The sequence below is a fragment of the Streptomyces sp. NPDC041191 genome, from assembly GCF_055591945.1.
The window spans coordinates 21,042-27,156 of the sequence record NZ_JBVIZC010000020.1 but is presented as its reverse complement, the minus strand read 5'-3'; the positions used below and the strand labels follow the sequence as shown (position 1 = coordinate 27,156).

Annotated in this window: 6 protein-coding genes; 5 read left to right on the top strand and 1 reads right to left on the bottom strand. The window is 74.7% G+C overall.

The features are described 5' to 3' along the window. The first annotated feature begins 86 nt into the window (after positions 1-86). A complete protein-coding gene (locus ACZ6AQ_RS28290; RefSeq protein ID WP_468763545.1) occupies positions 87-371 on the top strand; it encodes an STAS domain-containing protein in 285 nt (94 codons plus the stop codon). Positions 372-556: 185 nt separating this feature from the next. Then, on the top strand, positions 557-2,221 hold the full coding sequence (locus ACZ6AQ_RS28285; RefSeq protein ID WP_468763543.1) for a PP2C family protein-serine/threonine phosphatase: 1,665 nt from the start codon (positions 557-559) through the stop codon (positions 2,219-2,221). Between the two features lie 149 nt (positions 2,222-2,370). Here ACZ6AQ_RS28285 and ACZ6AQ_RS28280 read toward each other — a convergent pair whose 3' ends face one another. Then, positions 2,371-3,438: a Gfo/Idh/MocA family protein gene (locus tag ACZ6AQ_RS28280; RefSeq protein ID WP_468763541.1), complete on the bottom strand. Its 1,068-nt coding sequence runs from the start codon at positions 3,436-3,438 to the stop codon at positions 2,371-2,373. Between the two features lie 160 nt (positions 3,439-3,598). Here ACZ6AQ_RS28280 and ACZ6AQ_RS28275 point away from each other — a divergent pair, with 160 nt between their 5' ends. The 3 genes from ACZ6AQ_RS28275 (at position 3,599) to ACZ6AQ_RS28265 (ending at position 6,047) form a co-directional block, all read left to right on the top strand. Then, positions 3,599-4,342, top strand: coding sequence for a GntR family transcriptional regulator (locus tag ACZ6AQ_RS28275; protein ID WP_468763539.1), 744 nt, complete (start codon positions 3,599-3,601; stop codon positions 4,340-4,342). Positions 4,343-4,551: 209 nt separating this feature from the next. Further along, positions 4,552-5,493 (top strand): TIM barrel protein, encoded by a 942-nt coding sequence (locus ACZ6AQ_RS28270; RefSeq protein ID WP_468763537.1) that lies wholly within the window; start codon positions 4,552-4,554, stop codon positions 5,491-5,493. 407 nt (positions 5,494-5,900) lie between these two features. Continuing rightward, positions 5,901-6,047: a hypothetical protein gene (locus ACZ6AQ_RS28265; RefSeq protein ID WP_468763535.1), complete on the top strand. Its 147-nt coding sequence runs from the start codon at positions 5,901-5,903 to the stop codon at positions 6,045-6,047. The last annotated feature ends 68 nt before the right edge of the window (positions 6,048-6,115 follow it).

Sequence of the window (6,115 nt, the reverse complement as noted above, 5' to 3'; positions counted from 1 at the left end):
TCCTTCTGCGTTCCCCCCCCTCTGACGAAAAATGCCCGCCAGGAACCCCTTTGGACGCCCCCGCCAGAACCACCCCCCCCGCCCCCTTGGGCACGGCCCCCGCCCCCCCCGCCCACGCCCACTCCGCCGTCCTGCGCCGGGCGGTCGAACACCTCGTCCTGCGGCCGGGGCAGCGCCTGGTCATCGACCTGACCGGGCTGGAGCACTGCGATTCCACCGGCATCACCACGCTCCTGGCGGCCCGCCAGCACGCGATGACGGCCGACGCCGCCCTCGCCCTGGCCCGCGTACCCGCCAACACCCTGCGCGTGCTGCGCATGACCGGGCTCGACCAGGTCTTCACCCTCCACCCCGACGCCCCCACCGCCTGAACCCGGATCCGAACCCGGGCCGGGCGGCTGGGGGACCGGCGCGGTCCGGTGCGCGGCCGTGTGAGGAAGTCGTCGCGGGCCGTTTCGGCATTGCACGGGGCCGGGGGATGCGCGATGGTTGCAGGAGGCAATCTTTTTCGAACGGCAGAGAGGTGGTGGGGTGCGCACGATGCGTCCCCCGGCTTGTGATCCCTTCCCCGGGAACCCCTGACAGTCCGCGCGACGGTGGTGTCCGCACCGGTCCGGCGTGGAGAGACGCCCCCTGTCCCGTCCTCGTCGCCGACGCGGCCGGGAACATCGTCGAGACCAACGAGGCCGCGCGCCGTCTGCTCCTCCGGGCCTCCGGAGACGGCGGCGACCCGGCGCCCGACGGCATGCCGGGCCGTCTCGCCGGGGCCCACCGGCGCCCGTGGCCGGCCGGAGAGCTGCCGGACGCCGTCTCGGGCACGGTGGCCGGCCGCGCGTTCGACGCGCATCCCTCGCCCGGGGAGGACGGGCGCGTGGTGTGGTGGCTGGTGGAGAACGCCGGCCCGCGCACGACCGGGCGGGCGCCCCGTGGCGAAGACGAGTCCACCGCGTTGCCGGCGGACGTCTCCGACGCGCTGTTCTCGTCGCTGAACGTCGAACGGTGCGCGGAGACGACGGCCCGTACGGCCGCGGACCACTTCGCCGACGAGGCGGTCGTCGTCGTTCCCGCCCGGGGAGGCCGCCACGCCCTGACCCACGCGCGGGCGGGCGGCGGCGTCACCCGGCGGGTGGTGACGCTCGACACCCGGACGGTTCCGGGACTGACGGAGGCGCTGCGGGGGTTCCCGCCGGTGCCGACGCGGTGGATCGATCCCGCGGACATCCCCGAGGGAGCGGTGCCGCCCGGTTTCACGGGCCCCGCCGGTTCGGTGATCGTCACGCCCCTGTCCGGGCAGGGAGCCCTGATCCTGCGGTCCCGGGGGCACCGGGCGTTCACGGACGCCGAGGAGGCCTTCGTCCGGCTGTTCGCCGCGCGGGCCGGCGCCGCCCTGTCGGCGGCCAGGCTGTACGCGGAGCAGACGTCGATCACGGCCACCCTGCTGCGCGAACTGCTGCCGCCGCGGCTGGGACGGGTGCACGGGGTGGAGTACGCCGGCATCTACCGGACCTCGCAGGAGCACGAACGCGTCGGCGGCGACTTCTACGACGTCCACCCCGGCGCGGACGCCTCGCAGGAGACCTTCGTCGTCCTGGGGGACGTGGCGGGCAAGGGCCTGGAGGCCGCCGTCCTGACCGGAAGGATCCGCAGCGTGCTGCACGCGCTGCTGCCCCTGTCCGGAGACCACCAGCGCGTCCTGGGCCTCCTCAACGACACGATCGTCAACTCCCACCACACCCGCTTCGCGACCCTGGTCCTGGCCTCCGTCCGGCGCCACCCGGAGGGGGTGCGGCTGCGGCTGACCAGCGCCGGGCACCCGCCCCCGCTGATCATCCGCGCGGACGGGAGGGTGGAGGAGGCGGACACCGACGGCACCCTCGTCGGCGTCCTGCCCGAGATCCGGGCGCGAAGCGCGGAGGTGACGCTGGCACCGGGGGAGACGTGCCTGCTGTACACGGACGGGATCACCGAGGCCCGCGGCGGGCCGCTGGGCGACCGGCTCTACGGCGAGGAGAGGCTGCGGAAGGCGCTGGAGGGGTGCGCGCGCCTGCCGGCCGAGGCGGTGGTGGAACGGGTCCAGATGCTGGCCGCGCAGTGGCTGGGCGACGGCCGCCACGACGACATGGCCACCGTGGCCGTCACCAACCCGGTCGGCGGCCACGGGGCACCCCGCGTCACGGGCGGCGAGGAGGACCTCCGCCTCCACGCGGAGGACCGGTGGTGACCTCCGCCACGGCGCGGCGCGCACGGCCCCGGCCGCTCCGGTGCCGGGCGGCCGGTGACGGCCCGCCCGCCCCTGTTCCGTCCGCTCCCGGGTCCGCTCGCCCCTCGGCCCCGCTCACCCTTCGGTCCCGCTCACTTCCCCGGTCCCGCTCACTTCACCGGTCCGCGAACCGTCCGGGAGTCCTCGCCGGGCGAGCCTCCGGGCCGTCCGGCGGCCCCGGCCGGACCGGCCGGCTCCACCCGTACCGGACGCCCCGTCGCCCGTGAGCGCGTGGCCGCCTCCGCGACGGCGAGGGCCGCGCGCGCGTCCCGGCCGGTGCAGGGGCTCGTACGCAGCCCGGCGACCACTTCCGTGAACGCGGCGAGTTCCGCCCGGTAGGCGTCCCGGAAGCGTTCCATGAAACCGGGGTACGGGGTGCCGGTGTCCCGGGCGGGGCCCCCGGCCGGGACCAGCGGGGTGCGCTCGGTCAGGCCGGCGACCAGCGAGCCCTTCGAGCCGCAGACCTCGAGGCGCACGTCGTACCCGGCACCGTTGTAACGGGTGGCGGTGCAGACGGCCAGCGTCCCGTCGTCCAGGGTGAGGACGCTGACCCCGGTGTCGACGTCGTCGGCGGCGGCGAAGAAGTCCTCGCCCCGGTTGGCCCCGGTGGCGTACACCTCGACGACCTCGCGTCCGGTGACCCAGCGGACGGCGTCGTAGTCGTGCACCGAGCAGTCCCGGAAGATGCCGCCGGAACCGGAGACGTAGGAGGGCGGCGGCGGGGTGGGATCGGCGGTGCAGGCGCGCAGGGTGTGGGTCCAGCCGAGGCGTCCGCTCGCGACCGCCTCGCGCAGCTCCCGGTGCCCGGCGTCGAAGCGGCGCTGGAAGCCCACGTGCAGCGGCACGTCCGAACCGGCGAGGGCGGCGAGCACCGCGTCGGTCTCCGCGAGACCGCCGGCGACCGGTTTCTCGCAGAAGGTGGGCAGCCCAGCACGCCCGGCCGCCAGGATCAAGTCCGCGTGGGTGGCGGTGGAGGAGGCGATGACGACCCCGTCGAGTCCGGCGCCGAACAGGCCGTCGAGGTCGCCGGCCACCTCGGCGCCGGTCCGGTCGGCGACCGCCCGGGCGGAGCGTTCGTCGGTGTCGTGGACGACGAGGGAGCCGACCGCGGGAAGACCGACGAGGGTCGCGGCGTGGAAAGCGCCGATCCGGCCCGTACCGATGAGTCCTATGCGCATGCTGGGGGAGCCTTTCGTGCGAGAAGGGCGTCCGGGGACGACCGCCGACAAGAGGGCGCTCCCCATTGTTATTACATAAGGACGTAAGAACGTGGGGACTTACCGAACTCGGGAGAACGCGCCACACTGTGGGGGCGCACGCCGCGCGTGGGAGGGTGACGTGGAGCAGGTCGCGAAGTTGATCAAGATCGACCGGAGCAGCCCGGTCCCGTTGTACTTCCAGTTTGCCCAGCAGTTGCAACAGCTCATCGAGAACGGTGTGTTGCCTCCCGGGACCAGGCTGAGCAACGAGATCGCCCTGGCCGAGCAGTTCGGGCTCTCCCGGCCCACCATGCGTCAGGCCATGCGACACCTCGTCGACAAGGGGCTGCTGACCCGCAAGCGCGGGGTGGGCACCCAGGTCGTCACCCACCGCGTCCGCCGGCAGACGGAGCTGTCGAGCCTGTTCGACGACCTGTGGCGCGACGGCCGCCGTCCGGGCACCAGGGTGCTCTCGCTGGAGAGCCGGCCCGCCGGGACGGAGGTCGCCGCCGCCCTGCGGATCGACGAGGGGGACGCCGTGCTGGTGATCGAACGGCTGCGGTTCGCCGACGAACAGCCCCTGGCGCTCCTGCGCAACCACCTGCCGGCCGGCCGGATCGACCCGACCGCCGAGGAGCTGGCCGACACGGGCCTGTACCGGCTGCTGCGCCGGTCCGGCACCGACCTGGTCACGGCCGAGCAGACCATCGGCGCCCGCCGGGCCACCTCCGCCGAGGCCGCGCTCCTGGAGGAGTCCCGCGGCGCCACCCTGCTCACCATGACCCGTGTCGCCCACGACGGGGCCGGGACGCCGGTCGAGTACGGCACCCACGTCTACCGGGCTTCGCGCTACTCCTTCGAGATGACGATCGCCGCGCGCTGAGCCGCGCTCCGCCGTGGGCGGCCCCGCCCGGCGGCGGGCACCCGGCGACGGGACGGAAGCCGGCCGCTCGGATCGCGTCACGGCCCGGCGGGCACCGTAAGGCACGATGTCCTGACATGTCGTTGACAGGCGTCATCCGACGGGGCAGGCTCGTCCGCGGACGAGCCGGGCACCGGACCCGTACCCCGCCACCGGAAGAAGGACCTGGTATGCGCATGACGCCGCCCGGCTCCGACGCGCCCCTCGTCGGGCGCGTCGCCGGCGCACCGATCTCCTGGGGCGTGTGCGAGGTCCCCGGCTGGGGTCACCAACTGGCGCCGGACGTGGTGCTGCGCCAGATGCGCGACATCGGCCTGGCCGCCACCGAGTTCGGTCCCGACGGCTTCCTGCCCGACGCCCCCGCGGCCAAGGCCGGGCTCCTGTCCGCGTACGGGCTGCGGGCCGTGGGCCAGTTCGTGCCCGCCGTGCTGCACGACCCCGGCCACGATCCGCTGCCCCGCGTGCGGGCCGCCCTGGCGGACCTGCGCGTGGCGGGCGCCACCACGGTCGTCGTCGCGGCCGTCGGCGGCGGTGACGGCTACGACGACCGCCCCGCCCCGGACGCCGACGGCTGGAACACCCTGCTGGCCAACCTCGACCGGATCGACGCGGCAGCCGCCGACGCCGGCCTCACCGCCACCCTCCACCCGCACGTCGGCACCCTGGTCGAGACGGCGGAGGAGACCCGGCGCGTCCTCGACGGCTGCGGCATCGCCCTGTGCCTGGACACCGGGCACTGCCTCGTCGGCGGCGGCGACCCGGTCGACCTGGCCGCCCGCGCGCCCGACCGGATCGCGCACGTCCACCTGAAGGACGTACGACGGCACCTCGCCGACCGGGTGCGTTCCGGGGAACTCACCTACACCCAGGGCGTCGCGGCGGGCATGTACGCGCCCCTGGGCGCCGGCGACATCGACGTCGCCGCGATCGTCCGCGGACTCGAAGCGCACCGCTACTCCGGCTGGTACGTGCTGGAGCAGGACACCGTCCTCACCGCCCCGCCCGGACGGGACGGCGCCCACGACCCGCTGGACGACGCGCGGGCCTCCCTCCGGCACCTCCTGGCCCTCGCGGAGACCGCCGCGGGCCCCTCGCGTCCCGCCGAGGGGTGAGCCGACGGGGCCCACGGCCCGGTCGCCCTCGGCGTCGGGCCGGGTGGGCAACGCGGTGAAGACCCCCTCTTCCGGCTGCCGTCGACCGCCCCCTTCCGCACCGGTCGTGGACGCCTTTCCCCCCCGCGGCCCGGAGCGAACGGTCCGCCGTCCGGTTCCCCGCCCCGGCCTCCCGGCACACCACCCGGGCGTGATCCCGGGACCGGAACCGAGGGGGTGACGATCGCCGAGGAACATGCCATTGTCGTCCGACTGCTTCGACACCGACTCGGGGAGGGAACATGGGCATTCTGCCTGTCGGGCTGGGGTGTGCACTGTTGTGGTTATTGGTCGCGCTGGTGCCGATGCGGAGTCCGTCCGCCCGTAGGGCATGGGGGAAGGGCATCCTGGGCGTCTCGGTCCTTCTGGTGCTGGTCGCAGCGCTTTTCGGGGCCAACGTCGAGGTACGGAGCGACTACGAGGGCCCGTCGCCCCTGCTGTTCGCGGTACTTGGCGCGGCCATCGTCGTGGCACCCGGGGCGATCGTGGCCGTGATCCGGTCCGGCAGGACCTAACGCCGCATCAGGTGGCGTTCGCCCTGCCGTCAGGTGTCGCCCGGTTGCTGCGCCGGGAGACACCTGAC